This is a genomic window from Paraglaciecola polaris LMG 21857 (genome assembly GCF_000315055.1).
GTDB classification, from domain to species: Bacteria; Pseudomonadota; Gammaproteobacteria; order Enterobacterales; family Alteromonadaceae; genus Paraglaciecola; species Paraglaciecola polaris.
Map to the genome: position 1 here is coordinate 17,240 of NZ_BAER01000061.1, position 22,939 is coordinate 40,178.

At 44.2% G+C, this 22,939-nt stretch carries 23 protein-coding genes and 1 pseudogene; 6 read left to right on the forward strand and 18 right to left on the reverse strand.

The window, feature by feature from the left end; translation table 11 throughout:
• Window positions 1-290 precede the first annotated feature (290 nt).
• The 3 genes from GPLA_RS12205 (at window position 291) to galE (ending at window position 3,237) form a co-directional block, all read left to right on the forward strand.
• Window positions 291-1,778, forward strand: coding sequence for a peptide MFS transporter (locus tag GPLA_RS12205; protein WP_007105226.1), 1,488 nt, complete (start codon window positions 291-293; stop codon window positions 1,776-1,778).
• A 138-nt stretch (window positions 1,779-1,916) separates the two neighbouring features.
• Window positions 1,917-2,216, forward strand: coding sequence for a DUF6170 family protein (locus GPLA_RS12210; RefSeq protein WP_007105227.1), 300 nt, complete (start codon window positions 1,917-1,919; stop codon window positions 2,214-2,216).
• Window positions 2,217-2,220: 4 nt separating this feature from the next.
• Window positions 2,221-3,237, forward strand: coding sequence for a UDP-glucose 4-epimerase GalE (gene galE / locus GPLA_RS12215; RefSeq protein ID WP_007105228.1), 1,017 nt, complete (start codon window positions 2,221-2,223; stop codon window positions 3,235-3,237).
• Between the two features lie 105 nt (window positions 3,238-3,342).
• On the opposite strand, the gene GPLA_RS12220 is transcribed toward galE, so the two are convergent.
• The 10 genes from GPLA_RS12220 to ccmA are packed head-to-tail and all read right to left on the reverse strand — an operon-like array spanning window position 3,343 to window position 11,213.
• Window positions 3,343-4,110 (reverse strand): MlaA family lipoprotein, encoded by a 768-nt coding sequence (locus GPLA_RS12220; protein ID WP_007105229.1) that lies wholly within the window; start codon window positions 4,108-4,110, stop codon window positions 3,343-3,345.
• Window positions 4,107-5,387 carry a c-type cytochrome biogenesis protein CcmI gene (gene ccmI, locus GPLA_RS12225; protein WP_007105230.1) on the reverse strand — a complete coding sequence of 427 codons (1,281 nt, stop codon included), beginning with the start codon at window positions 5,385-5,387 and terminating at the stop codon, window positions 4,107-4,109. Before ccmI ends, GPLA_RS12220 begins: the two co-directional genes overlap by 4 nt.
• Window positions 5,384-5,833 carry a cytochrome c-type biogenesis protein gene (locus tag GPLA_RS12230; protein ID WP_007105231.1) on the reverse strand — a complete coding sequence of 150 codons (450 nt, stop codon included), beginning with the start codon at window positions 5,831-5,833 and terminating at the stop codon, window positions 5,384-5,386. Before GPLA_RS12230 ends, ccmI begins: the two co-directional genes overlap by 4 nt.
• Entirely contained in the window at window positions 5,830-6,402 is a 573-nt protein-coding gene (locus tag GPLA_RS12235) for a redoxin family protein (protein WP_007105232.1), read from the reverse strand. Before GPLA_RS12235 ends, GPLA_RS12230 begins: the two co-directional genes overlap by 4 nt.
• Window positions 6,402-8,435: a heme lyase CcmF/NrfE family subunit gene (locus tag GPLA_RS12240; protein WP_007105233.1), complete on the reverse strand. Its 2,034-nt coding sequence runs from the start codon at window positions 8,433-8,435 to the stop codon at window positions 6,402-6,404. The genes GPLA_RS12235 and GPLA_RS12240 overlap by 1 nt, the downstream gene beginning before the upstream one ends.
• Before the next feature lies 1 nt (window position 8,436).
• The gene (gene ccmE / locus GPLA_RS12245; protein ID WP_007105234.1) at window positions 8,437-8,931 is read right to left on the reverse strand and encodes a cytochrome c maturation protein CcmE; all 495 of its coding nucleotides are present in this window, start codon (window positions 8,929-8,931) and stop codon (window positions 8,437-8,439) included.
• Window positions 8,921-9,169, reverse strand: a complete 249-nt coding sequence (ccmD, locus tag GPLA_RS12250; RefSeq protein WP_007105235.1) for a heme exporter protein CcmD — start codon at window positions 9,167-9,169, stop codon at window positions 8,921-8,923. Before ccmD ends, ccmE begins: the two co-directional genes overlap by 11 nt.
• Window positions 9,170-9,172: 3 nt before the next feature.
• Window positions 9,173-9,919, reverse strand: a complete 747-nt coding sequence (locus tag GPLA_RS12255; RefSeq protein ID WP_007105236.1) for a heme ABC transporter permease — start codon at window positions 9,917-9,919, stop codon at window positions 9,173-9,175.
• Window positions 9,919-10,587: a heme exporter protein CcmB gene (ccmB, locus tag GPLA_RS12260; RefSeq protein ID WP_007105237.1), complete on the reverse strand. Its 669-nt coding sequence runs from the start codon at window positions 10,585-10,587 to the stop codon at window positions 9,919-9,921. Before ccmB ends, GPLA_RS12255 begins: the two co-directional genes overlap by 1 nt.
• Entirely contained in the window at window positions 10,584-11,213 is a 630-nt protein-coding gene (gene ccmA, locus GPLA_RS12265) for a cytochrome c biogenesis heme-transporting ATPase CcmA (RefSeq protein ID WP_007105238.1), read from the reverse strand. The genes ccmB and ccmA overlap by 4 nt, the downstream gene beginning before the upstream one ends.
• Before the next feature lie 347 nt (window positions 11,214-11,560).
• On the opposite strand from ccmA, the gene fliK reads away from it, so the two are divergent.
• A complete protein-coding gene (fliK, locus tag GPLA_RS12270; RefSeq protein WP_007105239.1) occupies window positions 11,561-14,224 on the forward strand; it encodes a flagellar hook-length control protein FliK in 2,664 nt (887 codons plus the stop codon).
• Between the two features lie 38 nt (window positions 14,225-14,262).
• Window positions 14,263-14,601: an EscU/YscU/HrcU family type III secretion system export apparatus switch protein gene (locus GPLA_RS12275; protein ID WP_007105240.1), complete on the forward strand. Its 339-nt coding sequence runs from the start codon at window positions 14,263-14,265 to the stop codon at window positions 14,599-14,601.
• A gap of 222 nt (window positions 14,602-14,823) precedes the next feature.
• Here GPLA_RS12275 and GPLA_RS12280 read toward each other — a convergent pair whose 3' ends face one another.
• The 8 genes from GPLA_RS12280 to pncC form a co-directional block, all read right to left on the reverse strand.
• The gene (locus tag GPLA_RS12280; RefSeq protein WP_007105241.1) at window positions 14,824-15,699 is read right to left on the reverse strand and encodes a cupin-like domain-containing protein; all 876 of its coding nucleotides are present in this window, start codon (window positions 15,697-15,699) and stop codon (window positions 14,824-14,826) included.
• 452 nt (window positions 15,700-16,151) lie between these two features.
• Entirely contained in the window at window positions 16,152-16,991 is an 840-nt protein-coding gene (locus GPLA_RS12285) for an Npun_F0296 family exosortase-dependent surface protein (protein ID WP_007105242.1), read from the reverse strand.
• A gap of 596 nt (window positions 16,992-17,587) precedes the next feature.
• Entirely contained in the window at window positions 17,588-18,625 is a 1,038-nt protein-coding gene (gene recA, locus GPLA_RS12290; RefSeq protein WP_007105245.1) for a recombinase RecA, read from the reverse strand.
• A 209-nt stretch (window positions 18,626-18,834) separates the two neighbouring features.
• Window positions 18,835-19,245: a GFA family protein gene (locus GPLA_RS12295; RefSeq protein WP_007105246.1), complete on the reverse strand. Its 411-nt coding sequence runs from the start codon at window positions 19,243-19,245 to the stop codon at window positions 18,835-18,837.
• Window positions 19,246-19,333: 88 nt separating this feature from the next.
• A complete protein-coding gene (locus GPLA_RS12300; protein WP_007105247.1) occupies window positions 19,334-19,717 on the reverse strand; it encodes a DUF3224 domain-containing protein in 384 nt (127 codons plus the stop codon).
• A 64-nt stretch (window positions 19,718-19,781) separates the two neighbouring features.
• Window positions 19,782-20,144: a hypothetical protein gene (locus tag GPLA_RS24015; protein WP_007105248.1), complete on the reverse strand. Its 363-nt coding sequence runs from the start codon at window positions 20,142-20,144 to the stop codon at window positions 19,782-19,784.
• Window positions 20,145-20,158: 14 nt separating this feature from the next.
• Window positions 20,159-20,473, reverse strand: a complete 315-nt coding sequence (locus tag GPLA_RS24020) for a hypothetical protein (RefSeq protein ID WP_007105249.1) — start codon at window positions 20,471-20,473, stop codon at window positions 20,159-20,161.
• A gap of 90 nt (window positions 20,474-20,563) precedes the next feature.
• Window positions 20,564-21,043 carry a nicotinamide-nucleotide amidase gene (gene pncC, locus GPLA_RS12310; protein WP_007105250.1) on the reverse strand — a complete coding sequence of 160 codons (480 nt, stop codon included), beginning with the start codon at window positions 21,041-21,043 and terminating at the stop codon, window positions 20,564-20,566.
• 123 nt (window positions 21,044-21,166) lie between these two features.
• Between pncC and mutS the strand changes: the two are divergent.
• A pseudogene (gene mutS, locus GPLA_RS12315) lies at window positions 21,167-22,933 on the forward strand (DNA mismatch repair protein MutS); the annotation flags it as partial.
• Between the last annotated feature and the right edge of the window lie 6 nt (window positions 22,934-22,939).

Sequence of the window (22,939 nt, forward strand, 5' to 3'; positions counted from 1 at the left end):
AATAGTGCCAAATAAATGGGGCAGCATGATAGCTGATTTGCAATGTGAGTGAAACGGTTTATTTAGCTTAACGTTGTTGTTAAATCCCGACTGCAGTAAGCTAATAATTACACTGACTTTGCACCACCTTTCTTGTCATCATTCTCTAGCTCTAGTATAAACGTGGCTGAAAATCGTTAACTACCGTTAGAGTAGTCGGCAAAAACAATAATCATAACCAGACTGTTTAGCGTCTTTCATTCTTGTTTCTTTTCTACTTAAAGACGCTAACTGGGTTTACGGCAGGTAATATGACAACAAAAACAAAAGATTTCTTAGGCCAACCAGGCGGCCTTTCCACCCTATTCTTTACCGAGATGTGGGAACGCATGAGTTATTACGGCATGCGTGCTTTGCTGGTGCTTTTCATGACCGCAAGTATTCAAGAAGGCGGTTTAGTGATAACCGTTGCGTCAGCCACCGCCATATATGGCTTATACACAGGTGCCGTTTATTTTATGGGTTTACCTGGCGGCTGGATAGCTGATCGCTTAATCGGCGGACAAAGAGCGGTTTGGTACGGCGGTATTATTATCATGCTTGGCCATATAGTGTTGGCCATTCCCAATGATTCCACCTTTTTTGTAGGCTTGGTATTAGTGGTTTTAGGTACTGGCTTGCTTAAACCCAACATCGGCGCGATGGTTGGTCAACTGTATGCAGACAACGACGGGCGCCGAGATAGTGGGTACACACTTTATTATCTTGGTATCAACCTAGGTTCGATTATTGGCTACATTGTATGTGGTTACCTGCAAGTAGAAATGGGTTGGCACTGGGCGTTTGGTGCCGCCGCTATCGGCATGGGTATTGGTTTAATTCAATATCGCTTAACACTGCATAAGTTAGACGGTGCGGGTGCCCAGCCTATGGTGGCTATGTCGGCTACCGCAAATAAACGCGCATGGCAGATTATTACCCTATTTTTATTTGCTTTGGCGGGTGTAACTTACGCCATGATCAGCGGTCAACTTAGCTTTGACCCCGTAACTATGGCTCAGTATACGGCTATCGCAATTACCGTAGTGTTCCTTGCCTATTATGCTGGCATCTTCTTTTTGGGTAACTTAGACGGCAACGAAAAGCGCAGTGTTGGCGCGCTATTTTTGGTTTGTTTGGCATCCATTTTCTTTTGGACGGGCTTTGAACAAGCAGGTTCGTCACTTAATCTTTTCGGCCGTGACTACACTGAGCGTATGCTCGGTGACTTCGAAATTCCTACGGCTTGGTTCCAATCAGCGAACTCGTTTTTTATCATTCTGTTATCGCCTTTCTTTGCGGCATTATGGATAAACCTAGCGAAGCGCATGTTAACGCCTTCCTACGGTTTAAAATGTGCTATTGGCCTTATCATTATGGCCACAGGCTTTTTGGTAATGTTCTTTGCAGCGCAAGCAGCGGCATCAGGTTTACGTGTTGCACCTTATTGGTTAGTGGCGACTTACTTCTTACACACAGTTGGCGAGTTATGTTTAAGCCCAGTTGCATTGGCAGCGGTAAGTAAATTGTCACCTAAGCGTTTTGCAGGGCAAATGATGGGGGTGTTCGTGTTAACGTACTCTATCGGTAATGTAATTGCAGGCTTACTGGCCGGTAACTTTGATCCAAATAAAGTAGAAGACATGCCTGACCTGTACTTGCAAATTAGCTTGTTCACTATCGCTATTGGTATTGTGATATTCCTTGTTAGCTTTAAGACTAAAGCCTGGGAAAAGCTCGCTGATCATAAACGTGCATAAGTACGTTTAGTACAGGTCAACCGACCAGCTAATTAATTGTATTTTGCCGCTAGCAGTACAATTAATAATATAATATTATAAATAACGCCTACCTGCTGAATTGCAGCTGGGCGTTTCTTTTAGATAAGCAAGAGTGAAATGAATATCTATTTTTCGTCCCGTGATATCCCTAGCATCTCCCATTTACCGCTGACCGAGCGTTTAGCGCGAATCCAACAAGCACAAAATTCACTCACCGGGCCAGAAAAGTTACTGTTAAATGTTTTAAAACTCAGCGTACTTTTACCTATATTTATCCTCATATTCAGAAGCACTGAAAATTGGTATTCACTGCTTTGGGCTGCACTGGTTGCAGCCTTATACCCTGTTGTGCTCAGGCCAATACAATACAGCTTGTGCGCCAAATACCTTCCGAAAATTGACCACCAAGGAGAGTAAATCGATGCAAACAATTTTAGTAACAGGCGGCGCTGGCTACATCGGCAGCCATACAGTTTTACAGTTGTTGGAAAACAACAATAAGGTTGTTGTTCTCGATAACCTGTGTAATTCATCAAAAGAAGCCCTTGCCCGTGTAGAAGAGCTCACAGCAAAGAAAGTGACTTTTATTGAGGGTGATATTCGCGACTCGGCTATTTTGGATACCGTGTTTAGTCAGCACAGTGTGGATTCTGTTATTCACTTTGCGGGTCTTAAAGCAGTCGGTGAATCCGTTGAAAAGCCGCTGATGTATTATGACAACAATGTATATGGCACCCTAGTATTGTGCGAGGCCATGGCTAAACATAATGTCAAAAGCTTGGTGTTTAGTTCCTCTGCGACTGTCTATGGCGACCCGGTAGAACTGCCATTACATGAAGGTTTACCCACAGGCCAACCGACTAACCCTTATGGTCAGTCAAAGTTAATGGTCGAATTGGTGTTACGTGACTTGTACAAGTCTGACAATAGCTGGAATATCGCGGTTTTACGTTACTTTAACCCAGCTGGCGCGCATCCATCTGGTCGGATTGGTGAAGATCCAAATGGTATTCCAAACAACTTGATGCCATTTATTACCCAGGTTGCCACGGGTAAACGTGAGCATTTATCGGTATTTGGTAACGACTATGACACCCCAGACGGCACTGGCGTACGTGATTACATCCATGTCGAAGACTTAGCCTCAGGCCACCTAAAAGCACTCAGTAAGCTGCAACAAGACGTTGGCTTAGTTACCTATAACCTTGGCACAGGGCAAGGTTACAGCGTACTGGATATGGTCAAAGAGTTTGAAAAACAAAGTGGCCAAACGATCGCTTATAAATTTGTACCTCGCCGTGAGGGAGACGTAGCGGCTTGTTATGCAGATCCTAAACTGGCGAGCGAAGCACTCGGTTGGCGTGCAGAAAAGGGTTTAGCAGACATGTGCCGAGACTCCTGGAACTGGCAGTCAAGTAACCCTAACGGTTACCAGTAAGGATCACTTCGTCCTCCCGAGCAGTCATTTACCGACTTGAGACTAAAAAGCCCAACTAACTCACGTTAGCTGGGCTTTTTTTCGCTATGCATTCGCTTAAATACGTTACTCTAAATCATTCAAGTAGGCGTCAATATCATCATCTAACGCTTCTTCTTCTTGGGTTTGCTCTACCTTACCGTCTTTGACTTTAAACTCTAAATTTTGGAAGTAGGCGTTCTTAACAAAGCTGTATGGATCAACCGATTGCTCAAGTTGTTGCTCTTGAGACATGACAGCAGCACGACTCTCTAGCACTTTAATACCCGTTCTGAAAGCTGCAAAGTAGAAATTCAGCGCATCTAAAGGAGAATAAGAGGTATCCACGATATCCCCCACACCACTGCGAATATCGTTAGGCCCCAGTGCCGGCAACATCAAATACGGTCCTGTTCCTACGCCCCATTTGCCTAGCGTTTCGCCAAATTCTTCTTCTTTGCGCACTAAACCTAGTTCACTGGCTACGTCTATGGTGCCTAACAAGCCCACAGTAGAGTTAAGTAAAAAACGCCCTACACTGATCAGCATACCATCCAGCTTACCTTGTAATAGGTTGTTCACCGAGTTCGACGGCTCTTCTAAGTTCAATGCCATATTGTACAAACCAGTACGAGCAAACTGTGGGGTGTAATCCACATAAACCACTGTCACTGGGCGCAGCACATAGTTATCTAATATGTCGTAGTTAAAATCCCAAAATGTGCGGTTAACCGATTCGAAAGGGTCCTTCGGATCATTATATTCTTGTGCCTGTTCATCTGTCTTGTGACTGGACGCGCAACCACCCAAGGTTAATAGCACTAGAAATAGCGCGCCAATCTTTAGTTTATTCAATTTAATTCCTCATTTATACGTATTGTATATTGTTCTTTTGTTGATTTATCTAGCGCAATTTCCAGTGAGCCTTGCAAGTCTCCACTTGTTTGCATCACGTTGCCTGTGGTCGATATCTTTGCGACTAAACGTACCTGTGATAACTGGGATAAGGTAAGTGTTGGCATAACTGAATTGCTATCGGATAAATCCACTGTTACCGGCAATTTAGCTAAGGGCATTTTGACGACCGCTGCAGGCATTCTGCTTTGGCTGCTAGCATCCTGTGCATATACGAACAAGTAACCCTCTGTCGGCAATTTGTTGGCAAGTGCATCATCTAAGGTTACCGTTACAGATATTAGCGCCTCAGGTGCCGCTGACGCTTCATTTTGCGCGGTTTTAGCGACTTGATTATTCATCTGAGTTTGATTTTCGCCGCTTTGATTTTCGCCACTTAGCTCAGCAATTTGCGCTACGATAGATTGATATATAGGAGCGTCTTTAGGGACAAATTCTTGCAAACGTCGCCAGGTTTTTATCGCTAGCGGTTTATCACCCTGCTGGGTTGCCGCCATAGCTAACATACCTAACGCACCAGTATTTTTTGGATCCAGCTGCAATATTCGATTTAAATACACTTTTGCTTGGCTCAAGTATTCGGCTTGATTAACCATTAACAAAACCTGACTGTAACTGGCCAAGGTTTCAATGTTATTGCTGTCAATCTCAAGTGCACGCTCAAATGCATCCATCGCGCTTTCAATATGATTGATTGCCACGTAAACACGGCCTAATAAGGTCCAGCCTATCGCGTCATCATCACCGTTTTGTAATTTGGTACGCAACCCTAACGCAAACTGTTGCAAATCTTCCTCAGTGACCGAGGCATCTCCCTGGGTCACGATACGCTCTGCCAGTTCAGGCAAACGTACTGTCGCTTCTTGCCAGTTATTTAGCGCTTTGACGTTATTCACTTGCCAGTATAAAACCGCTACGGCAATCACACTCACTGCGCCCCCCACTGTTAGCACCATTTTTGCCGAACTATTGTGACTCTGATTATCTTGTTGCTCGTCTAACAAGGCTATTTTTAAATCTTTTTCAGTTTCTAGCCTATCATTGGTGCTTAATAAACCTTCGCGTTCTTCACGCTCAAGTTCACTTAAACGTTGGCGGATCAGGCGCGTGTTAGTCAAGGTGTCTTGGCGTTTGCGTCCTTCTACTAACCAAGGGTACGCTACAAAGCCAATGGCAATTAATACCAGTGCAATACCGGCTATCCAAAAAATACTCACTTATCCTCCTCCAACAACTTTTCAGCGGCTTCTAACTTGGCTTTATCTTGAATCATTGGTTTCTGTTGACGGCTTCGCACGACAAGTACAATCCCGAACAGCACAAAAAGCACAGGTAATAACCACAACCAAACGGTCGTTGCGTTGACGGGCGGCTGATAATAAACAAAATCACCGTAGCGTTGTTTCATGTAATCGATAATTTGTTCCCGAGATTGCCCTTCGTTTACCAACTGGTAAACTTTTCGACGTAAATCAGCTGCTATCATGGCATCCGAATCAGCAATATTTTGATTTTGACACATGGGACAACGTAGCTCTTTGGTTAACTCAAAGAACAGCGCGCTTTGCGCATCTGTGTCGAATTGATAGGTCTCTTCGCTGGCATGAGCCTGTGTACTTAACAGCAAAAGCAGGCTAAAAATAAAAACTGAATAACGTATCATTCGGCCAATACCTCAGCGTATACAGACTCAAATTTGTTCTGCCAGACCCTAGGATTAATATCGCCAATATGATGTAAACGCACCTTACCTTGCTTGTCGATCAAAAAGGTTTCAGGCGCCCCCGTCACCCCCAAATCTAGTGACAAATCGCGTTTTACATCAAAAATATTGTACGCATAAGGGTTACCCAACTGTCCGAGCTTTTGGGCAACTTCTTGCTGCACTCGTGCCACGGTTTTTATCCCGAAGTCCGGGTCAATATCCTGGTCATAATACAAACCAACGATATGTTTACCTTCACTTTTAAGTTGCTCTAAATAGGGAATTTCAACCGCACAGGTTACGCACCATACGCCCCAAACATTGAGCAAGGTCACCTTGCCAACAAAAACTTCAGTGGTATAGGTAATGTCAGTGTCCATTAAATCAGGTAACACAAAACTGGGAACAGGTTTATTGAGCAAAGGGGATTCATGCTCTCTAGGATTACTAAATAACCCCTGAAACAAGAAAATGGCCAAGCCGATAAACAACACTAAAGGCAATAAAAAAAACGTCAGTTTTCTCATCAATGCGACTCCGTAACATCTGTTTGTGTCGCACCAGCTAACGATGAATTAACTTGGGCGGTACTCGCTAGCGACTTTTTCTTTACCAGTTTTTGCATACGATAGCGTTTATCAGATATGGATAAAATTCCGCCAAAAGCCATGATAAAGGCCCCGACCCATATCCAATTAACAAATGGCTTGACGTAAATACGCAGTGCCCAGTCGCCATCCTCTAATTGTTCCCCTAAGGCAACAAATAAGTCCCGGTTAATCGCCGAGTCGATACCCGCTTCAGTCATGGTATTTCGCTGTACGGTGTAAATACGTTTTTCAGCTTCTAGATTCGCCACCACGTGACCATTTTGGCTTGCCACAACATGGGCTTGGTAACCGGTGTAGTTTGGTCCTTGTAGGTTACTGACACCATTAAAGGTGAAGTCATAACCCATCAATTGCACAGTTTCGCCGTACGCCATACGTACATGTTTTTCCTGGTTGTAGTTACTGACCAAGGTTATTCCTATGATAGCCACAGCAAAACCTAGATGACCCACCACCACGCCCCAGTGACTCGGAGTGAGTTTTTTAAGGGCGGTCATAATGGGCTGGCCCGATAATTGTTTATCGGCGTTTATCCGTTGATGAATTTCCATAATAGTGGTCACCACTACCCAGAAACCCAACACCATACCTAATGTTGCCATGTAGGAAGTTTGTTCAAAATTAGCCGTCACTAACACCGCAGCAGACAAACTCAAACCGAGTGCAATCATTAGCTGTTTATATAAAGCCGAAGGCGCTTGGTTTTTCCAACGGGACAAGGGTCCTATCCCCATACACAGTACAAAAGGCACAATCAAATAACTAAACATTTGGTTAAAGAAAGGCGCACCTATGGAAATAGAGCCAAGCCCTAGCTCTTTGTGTACCAAAGGCAGCAAAGTACCCAAAAGTACCACCAAGCAGGCCGCGGTTAAAAATACATTATTACCCGCCAGTAACACCTCTCGTGAAAATAACTGATAGCGCCCAGCGCCTTTAAGTTGAGGGGCGCGGATGGCAAAGAGTAACAATGAGCCGCCAATGACAATCACTAACAAACCTAAAATGAACATGCCGCGACTAGGATCACTGGCAAAGGAATGCACTGATACTAAGACCCCAGAACGGACTAAAAATGTACCGAGTAAGCTAAGGGAAAACGCCGCTATCGCTAATAACACAGTCCAAGACTTAAAGACTTTGCGTTTTTCTGTCACCGCTAAACTGTGCATCAGTGCCGTGCCCACAAGCCAAGGCATAAACGAAGCATTCTCTACTGGATCCCAGAACCACCAACCTCCCCAACCGAGTTCGTAGTACGCCCACCAACTACCAAGTGCGATGCCCACGGTTAAAAATGACCAAGCGGCAATCGTCCAAGGTCGAGACCAACGGGCCCAAGTTGAATCTAATTGCCCAGAGATAAGCGCTGCGAGCGCAAAAGCGAACGCCACCGAGAAGCCAACATACCCCATGTACAACATAGGGGGATGAATGATCATGCCAAAGTCTTGCAGCAGTGGATTTAAGTCTCGCCCATCCACAGGATAAAAAGGCAGCAACACATCAAACGGGTTCGATGTTAGCAACATGAATAAATAAAATCCGATGGCGACCATACCGAGTATCGATAATACGCGGGCGACCATTTTTAGTTCGATCGCATTGCTGAACAGGGCAACAGCCACCGTCCATATAGAAAAAATCATCACCCAAAGCAAGAACGAGCCTTCATGGCCGCCCCACACAGCCGTATATTTGTATATCAAAGGCAACGTACTGTTAGAGGTACTGGCTACATACGCTAAACTAAAGTCGTCATGCACAAAGGCCCATGTTAAACAGATATACGCGATCAGGGTAAAAGCAAATATACCAATGGCCAGCGGTTTAGCCATTTGCATCAATTTAAGGTGGTTTTTATGCGCCCCCCACATAGGGTAGATAGCCAACGATATGGCTAACAACAAAGCTAAAACCAGCGAAATATTACCTAACTCAGCGACCATATTATCCACTCACTTTTGGCGTTGAATACGCTTCAGAAGGTTTAACATGTTTAATACCTTTCATTTTTTCCGCTAATTCAGGTGGCATATATTCTTCATCATGTTTTGCCAAGACTTCGTGAGCTTCGATGTGGTTTTCTGCTGTTAGTACGCCTGTGGCAACAATACCTTGCCCTTCACGGAACAAGTCAGGCAACAAGCCTTGATAACTAACGGTCACTATGGGGCCGGTATCGATTAAGTCGAAACTCACGGCTAAGCTATCTTCGTCTCGCTTCACTGAGCCCGGTACTACCATACCGCCAATACGTAAGCGTTGGCCTACTTTGGGGATCTCCAAAGCTTGACCGATTTGCTTGCCCTCAATGACCTCTGACGGGGTATAAAACAAGTCAATATTTTGGCTCAAGGCATATAACATTAAGCCGATCGCGGCGCCTATCACCAACACGATAGCAGACACCACCATCAGGCGTTTTTGACGTCTAGGATTCACTGGATACTTCCTCTTTTTGCGGGTCATTTCTGGTATTTGATTTGGCGGATGCTTGAGCAGCTTTAATCCGCACCTTACGTGCCTGTTCTTTTTTAACGGCCTCGAAGAGTACTCGTTTTTGCTGCACCGCATCCACGGCTAATAGCGCCAGCGCAAGTAAACTGACACCAAACGATAACCACACGTAAAACGCGTAGCCGCCCATATCAAAAAACGCACTTAAGTTATCGAATTGCACTGGTTATTTCTCCTTCGCGGCGCTAACCAATTCCTGCACCCAAGGACGATTTAGTTCCCTGCGCACAATCTCGTTTTGTAATCGTCGGATAAAAATAGCCGCCATGACCAAGGCTAACCCTAAAATACTGATAAGTAACGGCCACAACATGTCAGGGGCGACTGACGGTTTATCAAATTTGGTAATACTTGCGCCTTGATGCAGGGTATTCCACCATTCCACTGAAAAATGAATAATAGGCAGGTTAACCACTCCCACGATGGCCATTACCCCAGCGGCTTTCCCCGCCTGATGCTTATCCTCGAAAGAGGCATACAAAGAAATCACGCCTAGGTACAAGAATAATAAAATCAATTCTGAAGTTAAGCGCGCATCCCATACCCACCAAGTCCCCCACATGGGCTTGCCCCATGCGGCACCAGTGAATAATGCGATAAAAGTCACCACAGCCCCTATAGGTGCAAGCGCGACCATGGCCATAAATGCAGTACGTACTTGCCAAACCAAGCCTACAAATGCGGCAATTGCCATGGCGCTATAAGCCCCCATGGATAAAATCGCACTCGGCACGTGAATATAGATAATACGGAATGAATCACCTTGCTGATAATCCGCAGGCGCAAAAGCCAAGCCCCATACGATACCGATAACAAATGAGATCAATGCAGAAGTAACAAACCAGGGTAGTAAGCGCTCACACAATTGATAAGCATTCTGGGTTTTCGCGTAAGGATGTAACCATTTCCACATCAGTTTTGACTCACTCGTAATGCATAAGCTATGGCAAACGGCGCCATAGCTAAAGAGATTAATAACATCGCGCCAATAATGGCCAATTGTGCGTTATAAGGTAATTGTAATGAAGCTGCTTCCACCGCAGCGGTGGCAAAAATCAACAATGGAATAAACACAGGTAACAATAAAAGGGCCAACAACACACCGCCACGATTCAAGCTTAAGGTTAATCCGACTGCTATTGCCCCCACTAAACTCAACAAGGGTGTGCCCAATAACAACGTAAGCAACAAGGCCCAGTACATCTCTTGGGTTAAGTTTAAAAATAGAGCCAATAAAGGCGACAACAACAAAAGTGGCACTATGCTCGTAAGCCAATGGGCAAAAACTTTAACTAAAACCACCATAGGCAAAGGGGTAGAGGACAACATAACTTGCTCTAATGAGCCGTCGTTGTAATCATCTTTAAATAAACGTTCCATTCCCAGTAATGACGAAAGAATCGCCGCCACCCAGATCACGCCAGGCCCTACTTTTTGTAAAATTTCAGGATTGGGTCCTATTCCTAACGGAAATAAGCTGATGACCAAAATAAAAAACATCATGGGTTGCATTAACTCTGAGCGCTGGCGATATGCCAATGCCAAATCACGGCGTAATATGGCCGTTAACGAAGCGCTCATATACGATACTCCAGCACTAACTCCTGAGTAGGATAATTCACCTCTAATGCTTGGTGTGACGTCATCACTACGCAGCCACCCTGTTCCAAGTGAGCAACAATTCGCTCATTCAGCAGACCAATACCTTGTACGTCCAGTGCGGTAAAGGGCTCATCTAAAATCCACACTTCAGCACTGGTTTTTAACCAAAATCTTGCCAGCGCAACTCTTCGTTGCTGCCCTGCTGATAAATTATTCACGGGTATATCTTCTAGGCCAACTAGGCCTAAGACACCTAGCACGCGATAAATTTCCCCTTCGTCGGGTTGCACACCGTGCTGAGAGCACCAGTAATGCAGGTTTTCTACTCCATTGAGGCTTCGATTTACCCCTAATGCATGGCCAAAATAAAGTAAATGTTGGTGAAAGACATCACGTGATTTTACAATATCTTGCTGGCGATAATGCACCCTTCCCTCATCGGGACTAACCAAACCGGTTAGTACTCGGAGTAAACTGGTTTTACCGGCTCCATTTGGTCCTTTGACATACATCAACTCCCCCGCCGCAACAGATAAATCTATCTGACTGAACAGCAGCCTATCCCGTTTTGACACGGCTAATTGATGGGCAGAAAGTAATGGCAAAATGAACCTTTAATCGACAAAAAAACGCCGCGATAATACCACAGCCCAACAGTGCGGAATACTTAGATAAGTAAATAAGTCGTATCAATTCATGTACTAAAGTTGAGTTTTTAAGGACCTAAAGAATGATCCCTAAGTAGGATTTAATGATCAATAAGCGAACGCAAACCGACACGCGGTTATTTTTATTTCGTCACGTTATATTGCAAAGGTTCTATCTACTCTTTAAATCACAGCTCTGGTAGGTGCCATACATGTCTATTAACACAAGGTGAACGTTGTAAAATACCCCTCGCTTCATGCTACATTTAACTTAATATTTCTCGCTTGCGGCCGATAAATTCTTTATGTCTGACAGCCCTCCCATTGCATCGACTCAATATGCCCAAGCTTCGGTGAAAACCCAGCAAGCAGCAGCGACGTCGAGTTCACAGCGCCAAAGTGCAGAAATTGTCGTTCAGCAAGTATCCGCTAGCCAAGTAAGTGTCAGTAGTACAGCACAAGGCCAAGCGGTTACTTTACCCAGTGCAGATATTAACGGGCGCTTAGATCCGCGCCAGCGCTATACCGTTAGCGTAACAACTGCTAGTGTAAATAGTACGAGCGACTCAGCGAATTCCTCAGCGACCACAGCCAGTTCAGTTGCAAGCCCTAGTGTATCTGCCCCCCAACCGAGTTCGGCCATCCCGGCTACCACTAGCAGCATTGTTAACTTAGGGCAAAACGCAGTTTCAAATCAAAGCGCCGCTCATGCTCAAAACACCACACTTCTTGGTAATCCTGTTTTGCAATTTATCAGTACCGAGCAAGTTCCTGCCAACAACAATCCTCGAGCGAACGTAATAAGCAGCCAACAGCTTGAGCGTATTTTGAGTTTACCGCCCAATCAGATACAAGCGGCGCGGATACCACCTTCTCTACTCGTCGCCCAGGCGCAAATTATTAGCAATACAGGAAACACACTATCACTCAGTATCACCGGCACAGCCAATCAGGCACAGGTTAACTTCAGCGTGACAACAAATGCCCAACCTGCATTAGCGATTGGTGATACGGTTAATCTACAACTGAAACCCATTGCTAACCAATGGCAGGTTCTGCTTACGGCAACATCAGGGACGCAAGTTACCCCAGTAAAGGCTTCAGTTGAACAATTGCAGCCGGTCATTAAACATATGCTGACTAGCACCGCGCCGATCAGTGCTACACAATTGTCAAGCGCTGCGCCACAATTGAGCATTGACAGTAAAGTTCTGCTCCAGATGTTGCAGAATTCAACGGCTAATCGTAATTCCGGGCTAACTTCCTCACCTAGCAGCCTAACGAACCTATCCTCAACCAATACTGCACTTATTAATACGCTTCTGGGCATCTCGGAAAGTAGAGTACAATTAAGCATCAATCGCGATGGCAGTGCAGCTATTAAAAACAGTGGTGTATTGGCATCAGCAGCACCACAAAGCAGCGCTCAACTAAACGTAACCCAGCAAAACGTGAGTGCTGTAGTAGAGCTGGTTAAAACATTAAATTTGAAACTGGACGCACAAACTCAGCGCGCGCTCGTGAACCTGAGTAATAACACAACGGTCGTAACATCAAATCAACCGGTTAGTAACGTTAGTCAACCGGCGTCCCAAGGTCATGTAATCAGTGGTTCGGAAATTTCAGCTAACAGCGAAAGACCTACTAAGGTAAACCCTCCGCTAGTGAATGCGGTTCGCGAGGGTATAAATCAAATCGTTAATGCTTTTAATAGCGCTAGACAAACCGTCGCAAACCGTCCAGTGGTACAAAGTAGCATAGACGGAGTACCTTCAAAGCGAGTTCGAGGCAATGCCGATCTCCTAGGCGCCAATCAAACCCCTGGGGCAACACAACCCTCCAGCAGCGTGAAGGATGCACCCGCCACCTTACAAAACATCGGGTCAAAGTCTCTACCATCGAACAATGCGCAAGTTCAAAGCGCAGCAACACAAGCGAATAACGCCTCACTGGCAGCATCGGAGACATTGAATACCAAGACAATTACCGCCCCAGATATGACGCCAAAAGTTAAAGCCCAAGCCATTGAAGTACTGCACACTTTATTACGGGTTGTACAAGCTCGAGCAGAACAACCCAGTGAGTCTTTAGGTCGCATAGCTGCGGCGTTAAATGATACTCAGTTCATAGAGGAAACGACGGTTAAAGGATTGAAAGAACAGATTTTGGGGCAAATAAAACAAGGCATCCCCCAAGGAAAAGAACAAGATGCGAGTCAGATACGTCAACTACTCACCAACCCAGCCCTTAGCTTAGGTGCCACACAAATTATTAGCCCTGTTTCTGGGCAAGGTATGCTTAGTGGATTAATCAGTTTAATCCAAATATCTCTGGCCTCGCGTTTTGCACGCAGCCAGCCTGCCCAAGGCGAAAAACTGTCACGCGCCCTTAACTCGTTGCTCGACACTCAATCCGTTACTGAACCGAACTCAACAGGAAAAACAAACACAAATGTCAATTCAAAAGGGTTAAGTGAATTTGCTCAACTAGAGCAAAAGCATCAAATATTGCGCGAAATCAGCCGTTTATTTGCCGGTCATCAAAGCAGTAAAATTGGCAATGCAGAGCAGCTTTTACAGGGACAAGATACCTTCTATTATACCCTTCCTTCCGCTCTTGCTAATAAACTGCAAGATATAGAATTGTTGATTAGACGTGAACACGAATCGTCACCAGAAGAGCAAGCTGACGATGCCCAAAATAATAAGGTCTGGCACCTCACCATTAAATTAAGCGCTGGGGATTTAGGCGAAGTGTTAACCAAAGCTAAACTACGTCATGGTACGTTAGAGCTAGATTTTTATACGTCCAACGAGCAGACCAAACACCAAGTGATGAATTTTTTACCTCTGTTCAACAAACGCCTGACGGCACTAGGGATTGATATCACCAAAAGCCAATGCCAATTGGGCAAAATTCCTGACACTTTACGACAACGACCTTATCACTTGCTGCAAACTCAGGTCTAATCAACATTCCCAATATTTAAGATAACAACAAGGATCATATGACAGACAGCGAGCAATCCAATACGCACAACCCTAAAGCGAAAAGCGCCGTTGCGCTAAAGCATCATGAGGGTGATAAAAAAAACGCGCCTCAGGTGGTAGCCAAAGGTTTTGGCGAATTGGCTGACGAGATAATTGCCTTGGCCAAAGAAAGCGGCGTGTTGATCCACGAAGATCCTTACCTAAGCGAATTTCTCGCAGGATTGGATTTAGGCCAAGAGATCCCTGAACAGTTATACAATGTCATCGCAGAATTAATCAGTTTCTCCTACGTGTTACAAGGCAAGTTTCCTGAAAGCTGGGCTAAGGACTACCACAAAGTATCGAAACACGTTTAGGGTTATTATCACTTAAAGGTCGATATGTCTTCCGACATCTATTTAGTATTTATTTGATAGCCCTAATTTTAACGTGTCGCGGTATGTTATAGGTGGGTTGAACTGCAGTTTTGGTAATTAGTATGGCGACTCGTAAGCTTAGAAGCTAAGCAATCAACGTATTCGCCGCCAAAAATCAGCTTAATTTACCAGCATTTTTCAATAAGCGGCTGTTGTTTGTCATTATTTTACATTGAAGTTATTTTTTGAAAATTCATTTGCCCTAGCTTTAATTTGACTAGCTAAAAAGAGCAACCGCGGATATCCGCTAAGTTCTTTAAGCAAGCGAGTGAACATACGCAGCGTACCGACGTTCTCGCTATACGTATCAATCAACTGCTTGCCTTGTCCACCATACTCTGAAAACTTATCAGGAAAGAACGCCTTATTAACCAGAGGCATAGATTTTCTTAATTTAACTATTTCCACTTCCCGTCGCCCTAAAATACTGTTTTGATTCGGTGTTTTCGGTGTAAAAACCCAATTTAGGTTTAGATTGACTGGATCAATAGAATGCACTTCATGATACCAATACCGGGGTACAAGTAATAAATCACCGACCTCAGTATCAAACTCATAAAAATCATATTTATGTGGATCGTACGTAAAGTTTTTACCTACTGAGCCAGCGAACATAAACGGAATATTAGGCAGCGGTGTATTAGGAGAAGTCAGTATCCAATGCTTAGTGCCCAAAACTTGTAAATTGAGCCCATGCAGACTATTTCCGTCATAATGAGGTAATGTTACGTGTCCCCCTGGTTGCATGAACAAGCGCATGGGAGATTGGCGCACAGACATATCATCCCTAGATAACACCTTTTTTACCAGTTCGGGAATACGGATGGGCCCACTATCGACCAAATCCGAATCAAACCACCCCGCTTCTCGCTTACTTTCATTGCTAAAATGTTCAAGTATATATTCCGGCGTGAGAACGGTAGTGTCGAACGTGAAAACATTTTGGATAATAAGGGGCTTTTCTGGAATTAAATACGAATTTACAAACTCGGTGTAACTTAGACTAGAAAGATCCCTTTTTTCGATTTCTAATTTCATAATTTAGCACCTTCGGCAGCTAGGTTGCCGAGTGAATTGTATTAATAATTATTTTACCAGCTTCTCCCCTAAAGTCTACGAACATGGAGTTGCCCATAAAACGATGTGCAAAAAATATATAGGCTTTTCCTGCTAACAAACAAACGACCTAGTACCCTACAGTATTGTAACTTTACGCTTATTGCTCAACAGTTTATGTTTTAATTTCTGCGCGTCCAACCGAGGGAAGTTCGGCGATTACCACATGACATTCCAGTGACGTAATCAGTTAATGCAAAGACAACATTAATTAAAATAAGATACTTCGTGAGTAACAAGTAACGAAAGTGTTTTCACCTATATACATAGTGTATGCAATTTAATGAAAATGCGGTATATCCAATGTCAAACGTGCGATAGGTAAAAAAAAAGCCGAACTAGTCGGCTTTTCAAACAATAAATGTTGATGTGTCTTATTTTCCAAACTTTCTACTAAAGCTCAAACCTAACAAGCCAAGACCCAAGAAAGCTAACCCTGCTGGAGAGGGTACTTGACGATTGTTTAAACCGATAACAATATTGTCAAACTCCCCTGCGATACCGCTGGTTGATACTCGTACCCTGTCGAAGGATTCAGCAAACGAAAAGTCAATATTCACGTAGCGATTTGAATCTGGGTCAGTTTGGTCACCTGAAGCTGCATTTGAAAGCGCTAACAACTCAGGTCCGGTAATTTTTGCTACTGAGTCGTCACCAGAAAAGAACTCAAAATCGTTGTAATTATCGACAGAACCCCAGTAAAAACCAAGGTAATCGATCCGGACGCCTCCACCTTGAGCAGCCAAAAATCCGGAGTAATCAATTTCTACCCATGAAGGCAAGTCGCCTCCTTCTGCCGGCGTGTGACCATAACAAGTCGAGTCATTAAGAGGTTGGGCGGCTACGTTCGGAACTGAGCCTTTACGCACACCAAAAGCCGTACTAGCACTAGTATTTACAGTGATTCCACCACCAGTGCCATTTACCGCACATGTAGCAGAGTCAGCCGCAAGGCCTGGTTCGTTATATTGTGTATCGCCAGCAGGGGCACCATCAATATTGGTTGCTTGATCGAAAGTTTCAACGAAGAAACCATTAGTACCATTATTTATCGCATGCGATGGGTCACTAATACGACTACTGGTTTGCCCAGAACCATCACCTGCTGCTTGACCACCAAATGTAATACTTGCAGCGCTAACTTGCTGGCTGGCGACAATCGCCAGAAGTACCGCTGTAGAAATGATTGTTTTTGAACCGAATAAATTTTTCATATGTATATCCCTTTAGCTAAATTTACTTACCAGAGAATTTAATATTGCAAATAATACTGCTCGCGAGTTATCACACTACTTGCTTGATTGTATAGAGCATCTATCATGCCAAAAACGAAAAAACTATAAAAAACAAGGAGGTGAGAAATAACACTTATTTATGCATAATGCTCATGTAAATAAACTTGACAATGTGCCAGTTTATTTTTTAGGTTTATTAAGCCCAGCGGTTATAGGCTGTTGAAAGTACAGTGTTTCCTGAAAATACATGAGTGTAAAAAATCCCTTCAAATCCCCCGCTATCAAGCCTTGAGCTAAGTTATTCAGCGGTAAAAGCCTTTTATAGTCATATATCATCGGCATACTTTCAGGTGAAAGGTGTCACAAAATATACTCTCATATCATGTCTAACCTATAAAATTGGTAGGAGTTCAGCACATACATTTTATTGAATTTGAGCAGGATAACGTAATGACTAGCACTAACCTTGCGCTTTCAATAAATGGCGTGTCGATTAGAATATTAAGCAAAAAAACCGCCAGTTGGCGGTTTTCAATTTTAAATAAAAAGTAAAATACTTACTTCCTCTAAACCAATTATTCTTCCGGTGCCGATTCCAAAGGCTCTTTTGGCAAGGACTCTTTCGGGCTTAGCAACAAATCCCTAAGCTTTTTATTCAGCTCGTCTCGTACCTCTTTGTGCTCTTTAAGGTACTTAGTTGAGTTAGCCTTACCTTGCCCAATTCGTTCATCACCGTAGCTATACCAAGCACCTGCCTTCTGAACAAATCCGTGTTTTACACCTAAATCGATTAATTCTCCGTCTCTGTTTATCCCTTCACCATACATAATTTGAAACTCTGCTTGCTTAAAGGGTGGTGCGATTTTGTTCTTAACAACTTTAACTCGGGTTTCATTGCCCGTCACCTCATCACCTTCTTTCACCGCACCGATACGTCGAATATCACAACGAACACTGGCGTAGAACTTAAGTGCGTTACCACCGGTTGTTGTTTCTGGTGAGCCAAACATCACACCAATTTTCATTCGGATTTGATTGATGAAAATCATCATAGTGTTCGACTGTTTAAGGTTACCGGTTAGCTTTCTCATTGCTTGAGAAAGCATACGAGCTTGAAGCCCCATATGGCTGTCGCCCATATCACCTTCAATTTCAGCTTTTGGTGTAAGCGCAGCAACAGAATCGACAACTATGATGTCCACTGCACCAGAGCGAGTTAACATATCGCAGATCTCTAATGCCTGCTCACCAGTATCAGGTTGTGAGACCAAAAGCTCATCAATGTTTACACCTAACTTTCTTGCATATATTGGGTCTAATGCGTGCTCTGCATCGACGAAAGCACATACCTTACCGTTGCGTTGCGCTTCAGCAACAACTTCAAGGGTCAGGGTTGTTTTACCGCTTGATTCAGGTCCGTAGATTTCTACTATTCGTCCCATTGGGAAACCACCAGCACCTAGCGCAATATCCAAGCCCAATGAACCCGTAGAAATTGTTTCTACGTCCATTGTTCTGTTCTCACCCAATTTCATAATTGAGCCTTTGCCAAATTGCTTTTCAATTTGTGCCATTGCTGAGGCTAATGCTTTGCTTTTATCTGTAGTCACCATTTATTGGTCTCCTGAAATTCAAATTCTATGCTGTCATTATACTGTACAACCATACAGTTACAAGTCACTTTCTAAAAATAGTCATATTCCACCAGCGGCTTTCCCAGTGAGTCATTCAATTTGAATGAGATGACGAGATACTTCGCCAGCCGTGTTAAGCGAAGCGCGTAAACACCACTCTAGACTTTCCTTAGTGACATTTCACTTTCTCAATATTTATCTGGCAGCTTATTAAACTTTTTGCTCATTAAAGCAGGTTCATACCAGTTGGCGCGCTCTGCATAAAAAATATGACTTTTGGGGGTGATATCAGGGCTATCATCTAAACAACCCGCCGGTATCACTAGCGATTCGCCTGATAAGGATGCGTAAGGAACCGCGCTTCCGCACTGGCTGCAAAACGCTTTGGATATGGCACGTCCCGGCACATCGTAGCGGTTAATCAACTCTACACCAGCAAGCCAAGTGATATTTTTAACGCCTGTAAATAAATTCGATGCGTGCGCCGAACCTGTTGCTTTTTGGCATTGAGTACAATGGCATAAATGAAAGTGCTCAATCGCATCCTCACATTCAAAACGTACACTATTACAAAGGCAACTACCGGTTATTTTTTTCATTATTTTCCCTGTGCAAAGCACGGCTTAATATGATTAACGAATTAAAGGCCATTAGCATATCCACTGTCCATTGATATGCTGTACCGCACTAAACCAATAGTGAAAGCTGGTAATCCAATTCATAGTGATGCTTACCATCTTGCTGAATAATACGCATGTTGCCACAGATATTTGTTAGTGCTCCACTGCCGGAGCCCGCTAAAATGGAAATTTCCAATGATTGTTCCTCAGCGGACATTTTGCCCTGATGCAATAAAGTGAAACTGCCATCTTTTTCATCCACACAACCAACAAATTCTTCAATCGCAAAATACACGGCCACACCATTGTCCGTATGCTTACTGATCATCTGGCCTAAACCTAAGCCAACCATTGCCCCTGTGTATTTTTTTTCAATGAGCATGCGCCCAGCGGGCGTGTTTTTATCATTCTGAGGGGATAAATCAACGTCAAATGTACCCTTAACTGTCATGATGGTTCCTTTTTATAAATAGAGTTATTATTCTGTCTTTACACTGCTCACCGTTAACATTGGGTTACTTCCTCAAGCTAAGAGCACGTTCAAACAGGCCTGAATTATCGAGTGTTGACAGTATTTCCTGACTAGGCAAACAATCACTGGGTGCGGATTTAAGCAAAGCAGGTTCTGGGTCACAAAGTAAAATAACCAATACCATACGCTCTAGTCCGTAAATACCTCTATGCAGCATATTGGCTGAAAAAACCAGCAAGTCTCCAGCACTAAACGCAACTTTAACGCCGCTACTGATCGAATCGCTGGGTAATTTTCCGTTATATTGCATACGTATCGCTAGCGCTTCTTCTGAATCCCACTGGCGATGACTTACAGGAATAAGCTCAATACCCAGCTCATATTCCAGAGCAAGACGAAAGTGCACTACATCTGGACCAACTAGCGCCTCTTGCTGCTGCGCAAGACTAAGGTGATATTACGTATCTCGGTGCCAGTAATTTTTTGATGACTATTAAGCGGGTTAAAAAATAACTGCATATTCATAAAGGCTGGCGGTGTGGCAAATACTTGTTTGGTAACTCGTTGCAGTGCACTTGAAGCAATAAAATGAAAAAGCAGTGTTGTGTCGCCAATATTTAAATGCTCATTATTGGTTAAGTAAGACGCGTTAACCGCGCCATTTTGGTAACGCTCTTGATTTGCGCTTTTCCAATGAACATAAAACCGCTGTACAACTTTATGTAATACGCCCAATGGCGTGCTCTGGACGAAATTTTTAACGACAAAATAGCCATTTTTCGCATAAATTTCCGCTAAGGACGTACCTTTACTCGTATAATATTGCTAACACAATTTGAGCAATCGGCTCAACGCAAATTCGATCGCTTGTGTTCGAACTTGATGTCTGTCACCACTGAAACATTTACCGTCCGTAAACACCTCACCATTAATGGCAAAACCAAACCAAACCGTTCCCACAGGCTTTCCGGCACTTCCCCCATCGGGTCCAGCAATACCACTAACAGATACCGCAACATTAGCCCCTGCAGCTTTAGCTGCGCCTAATGCCATTTGCTCAACGACAGGCTGGGATACCGCGCCATGGTCGATCAAGGTTTGTTCGCTCACGCCTAACAGCGAGTGTTTTGCTTCATTTGAGTAAGTAATATAGCCACTTTTAAACCAGCTTGAGCTTCCAGATGTACTTGTGATGGCGTATCCTATGCCCCCTCCAGTACACGACTCCGCACAGGTAACTTGCCAGCCTAATCGCTGTAGCGTTTCACCGAGTTGTTGTGCTAATTGAATTAAATTGTTTGTCATATTTTGCATCCATCATGAGATTATCTGACTCGCTAATGCTGACCTAGCGGATTTTATTAGCATGCCAAACATTCAGAATGAAACAAAGCGTTAAAAGCGATACCAACAAGAGTGCTGTCCAGAATGCCTAAAACGAACACATTATCAGTAGAGCCAGCTACCGCAAGCTTAGCCGCTTTGCAGCAACATACACCTATGATGCAACAGTATTTGAAAATTAAAGCTGAGCATCCAGATATTCTGTTGTTTTATCGCATGGGTGACTTTTACGAACTCTTTTTTGATGATGCAAAAAAAGCATCCGAATTGCTCGATATCTCACTAACGGCTAGAGGCAAATCTGGCGGTAATGCGATCCCGATGGCTGGCGTGCCTTACCACGCGGTTGAAAACTATTTAGCCCGCTTGGTGAAAATGGGGCAATCCGTGGCTATTGTTGAACAGTTCGGCGACCCAGCTACCAGCAAAGGCCCTGTCGAGCGCAGAGTGCAGCGCATTGTCACCCCAGGTACAGTATCAGACGAAGCCCTACTCAATGATAAACAAGACAGCATATTGGCAGCCGTATTTTGCCCTGCGCAAAAAGCGAATCAGGCTTTGGTGTTTGGCTACGCCACCTTAGATGTCACCAGCGGACGCTTTACTTTATGTGAACTTAGCGGTGAAGAAGCCCTCGCGGCAGAATTACAACGCACGAACCCAGTAGAGCTGTTATACCCAGATGATTTTGCTTACAGCCACCTGATCAATCAGCGTAAGGGCTTACGTCGTCGCCCACAATGGGAATATGACTTACAAACCGCCACGACCCAGCTCACCAGTCAATTTGGGACCAACGAACTATCCGGTTTTGGTGTGCAAAATCATCACATCGGTATTTGTGCTGCTGGCTGCGTAATGCAATATATCAAAGATACCCAGCGTTCGGCCCTACCGCACATCGACCGAATTGTGCTCGAGTCACATAATGATACGGTTGTTATGGACGCCGCCACAAGGCGTAACCTCGAGCTAACGTTTAATTTATCGGGTGGCACGGAGAACACGCTAGCCAGCATATTAGATAAAACAGCTACCCCCATGGGCAGTCGGTTATTGCAACGCTGGATCCACCGGCCGCTCGCTGATGTCACCGTTCTTAAAAAGCGTCAGCGTAATATTCATGCACTCATGAATTCCCCGTATGCACAATTACAAGACGCATTAAAGAAAATTGGTGATATGCAACGTGTACTGGCAAGGCTAGCCTTGCGTAGCGCACGCCCAAGAGACTTCGCACGTTTGCGCCAAGCTTTCTCTTTACTGCCTGATATTCAAAGCTATCTCGAGCTCGAAATAGAAAATGCTCAACACAGTGATTTACCTCAGCTCGCGACCAAAATAAGTCAATACCCAGACTTCGCCGAATTACTCGAACATGCGGTGATTGAAGCGCCCCCCGTGCTCATTCGTGATGGGGGGGTAATAAAAGAAGGCTATAACGAAGAGCTCGATCATCTGCGTGCCTTATCTAAAGGTGCCACGGATTACCTAGAAGAATTGGAATTAAGAGAAAAAGAACGAACCGGCATTGCTAGCTTAAAAGTGGGTTATAACCGGGTGCACGGTTATTTTATTGAGGTCAGCCGCAGCCAGTCCGATCTGGTACCAGTTGAATATGTGCGTCGCCAAACCTTGAAAAACAACGAACGTTACATTATTCCTGAGCTCAAAGAGCATGAAGACAATGTTCTCAGTAGCCAGAGTCGCTCATTGGCACTTGAGAAGCGTTTATATGAAGAGTTATTTGATTTACTGCTGCCCAAATTAGCTGAACTCATGCAAAGCGCTGATGCTGTTGCAGAATTAGATGTACTGACCAACTTAGCCGAGCGCGCCGAGAGTTTAGATTAACCT

Bases quoted from the DNA above. Each gene is read 5' to 3' on its own strand.
- fliK (WP_007105239.1), top strand. From the start codon at position 11,561: ATGTCTGACAGCCCTCCCATTGCATCGACTCAATATGCCCAAGCTTCG.
- GPLA_RS12285 (WP_007105242.1), bottom strand. From the start codon at position 16,991: ATGAAAAATTTATTCGGTTCAAAAACAATCATTTCTACAGCGGTACTT.
- GPLA_RS12230 (WP_007105231.1), bottom strand. From the start codon at position 5,833: ATGATACGTTATTCAGTTTTTATTTTTAGCCTGCTTTTGCTGTTAAGT.
- ccmB (WP_007105237.1), bottom strand. From the start codon at position 10,587: ATGAGCGCTTCGTTAACGGCCATATTACGCCGTGATTTGGCATTGGCA.
- GPLA_RS12205 (WP_007105226.1), top strand. From the start codon at position 291: ATGACAACAAAAACAAAAGATTTCTTAGGCCAACCAGGCGGCCTTTCC.
- GPLA_RS12275 (WP_007105240.1), top strand. From the start codon at position 14,263: ATGACAGACAGCGAGCAATCCAATACGCACAACCCTAAAGCGAAAAGC.
- GPLA_RS12235 (WP_007105232.1), bottom strand. From the start codon at position 6,402: ATGAGAAAACTGACGTTTTTTTTATTGCCTTTAGTGTTGTTTATCGGC.
- GPLA_RS12240 (WP_007105233.1), bottom strand. From the start codon at position 8,435: ATGGTCGCTGAGTTAGGTAATATTTCGCTGGTTTTAGCTTTGTTGTTA.
- GPLA_RS12210 (WP_007105227.1), top strand. From the start codon at position 1,917: ATGAATATCTATTTTTCGTCCCGTGATATCCCTAGCATCTCCCATTTA.
- recA (WP_007105245.1), bottom strand. From the start codon at position 18,625: ATGGTGACTACAGATAAAAGCAAAGCATTAGCCTCAGCAATGGCACAA.
- GPLA_RS12280 (WP_007105241.1), bottom strand. From the start codon at position 15,699: ATGAAATTAGAAATCGAAAAAAGGGATCTTTCTAGTCTAAGTTACACC.
- GPLA_RS12300 (WP_007105247.1), bottom strand. From the start codon at position 19,717: ATGACAGTTAAGGGTACATTTGACGTTGATTTATCCCCTCAGAATGAT.
- pncC (WP_007105250.1), bottom strand. From the start codon at position 21,043: ATGACAAACAATTTAATTCAATTAGCACAACAACTCGGTGAAACGCTA.
- galE (WP_007105228.1), top strand. From the start codon at position 2,221: ATGCAAACAATTTTAGTAACAGGCGGCGCTGGCTACATCGGCAGCCAT.
- GPLA_RS12295 (WP_007105246.1), bottom strand. From the start codon at position 19,245: ATGAAAAAAATAACCGGTAGTTGCCTTTGTAATAGTGTACGTTTTGAA.
- GPLA_RS12255 (WP_007105236.1), bottom strand. From the start codon at position 9,919: ATGTGGAAATGGTTACATCCTTACGCGAAAACCCAGAATGCTTATCAA.